The organism is Pseudonocardia sp. KRD291 (genome assembly GCF_019263595.1).
Taxonomy (GTDB): Bacteria; Actinomycetota; Actinomycetes; order Mycobacteriales; family Pseudonocardiaceae; genus Pseudonocardia.
This window is the reverse complement of sequence record NZ_JADQDD010000509.1, coordinates 1-1708: the sequence shown is the minus strand read 5'-3', so window position 1 is coordinate 1708 and position 1708 is coordinate 1. Positions and strand designations below refer to the sequence as shown.

Genomic DNA, 1708 nt, shown 5'->3' with positions numbered 1-1708 from the left:
GCCGAGGGCGGCCCGCACGGCGGCGAGCACCGCGGGCACCTCGGGGTCGCCCCGGTCCAGGGTCCCGCGACGGGTGACCGCCACCCCGAGCAGCTCGCCCGCCCGCTCCGGGTCCCCGGCCGCGACGGCCCACCGGGCCGAGATCTCCGCGACCCGCCCGATCACCGGGCCGTCCCCGCTGGCCTGGGCGGGCACCGCCGCCCGGTCCAGGGCGTCGCGCGCGGCGTCGAGACGTCCCTCGTCCAGGTCGATCGCGGCCCGGGTCGTCAGGATCAGCGCCTCGCGCTGCGGCGCACCGGGTCCGGAGGTGGCCCGCACGTCGTACTCGGCCCGGTCGAGCAGGGTGCGGGCCGCCACGGTGTCCCCGGCCCGGCGCTCGATGTCCGCTCGGGCGACGTCGACGTAGGCGGCCCAGTTGCCCTCCCGGCCCGCGGAGTCGTCCTGCACCACCCGCATCTGCGCGCGCGCCTCGTCGACGTCACCGGAGCGGACGGCCAGGCCCGCCAGCCGCATCCGGAACTGCGGCCCGTCGTCCAGGTTGCCCAGCTCGGTGGCCAGCTCGACGGCCTCGGTGAACGCGGCCCGCGCGGCGTCGGTCTCACCGGCGAGGTCCTCCAGCTCTCCGAGCGCGAACACGCTCATCCCGAGCCCGAACCGGTCGCCGCACTCGGTGAACCGGGCGTGCGCGATCCGCAGCATCGCCCGCTGGTCGTCCAGGTCACCCTCGTTCTCGGCGACGGTGGCGAGCATCTGCGCCGTCGCGCCCTGCAGCCAGCGGTCCTCCGGTCCGGCAGGGACCCGGGAGCTCTCGAGGAGCTCGGCGAGGCCGTCGCGGTCGACACCGGTGAACGCCCGCCGGACCGGCCCGGCCAGTGCCACCGCCGGATGCCACGGCCGGGGCAGGGACCCCAGCATCGCGGTGAGCTCGTCCACGTCCGCGGAGCCGCCTGCGGAGTCGCCCCGCGCGGCCCGCAGCATGGCGCGAAACGCGCGGTTCACCGCGGCCGCCGGTCCGGGCGGTGGGTCCGGCAGCGCCCACACCTCGTCGGACCAGCGCTGCGCCGAGCTCAGCGAGCCGCGGATCATCCAGCTCCAGGACACCCCGGCCAGCAGCCGGTGCGCCGGCTCCGCGTCGCCCGCGGCGACGGCGCGGCGCAACGCGAGAGCGATCTCGCCCTCGGCGCGCCGGAACACCGCCTGCGCGTCGAGCTGGTCGCGGGTACGCAGGGCCGGTTCGGCGCGCTCGACCAGGGCGAGGGCCCACCGGACGTGTGCCGCGCTGATCGCCTCCCGCTCGCCGGTCTCCGCGAGCCGGGCCGCGGCGTAGGCGCGGATCGTCTCCAGCATCAGGTAGCGGGTCGGGCCGCCGTCGGGGTCCGGGGCGGCCAGCACCAGGGACTTGTCCACCAGGACGGCGAGCAGGTCGAACGTGTCGCCGCCGGGCCCGCCGTGGTCGTGGTCGGGGTCGCCGCACACGCGTTCCACGGCATCGGCGTCGACGGGCCCGGCGAACACCCCCATCCGGGCGGCCAGGCGGCGTTCGGCGGCGGTGAGCAGGTCCCAGCTCCAGTCGACGACGGCGCGCAGCGTCTGGTGCCGGGGCAGCGCGGTCCGGGAGCCGGTGGTGAGCAGGCGGAACCGGTCGTCGAGCCGGGCGGCGATCTCGCGCGGGCTCAGCGTGCGCACGCGTGCGGCGGCCAGCTCGATC

The 1708-nt window shown here is 77.6% G+C and carries 1 pseudogene; it reads right to left on the bottom strand.

Features of this window, described 5'->3' with window-relative positions:
- Positions 1–1708, bottom strand: a pseudogene (locus I4I78_RS32275) (hypothetical protein); the annotation flags it as partial.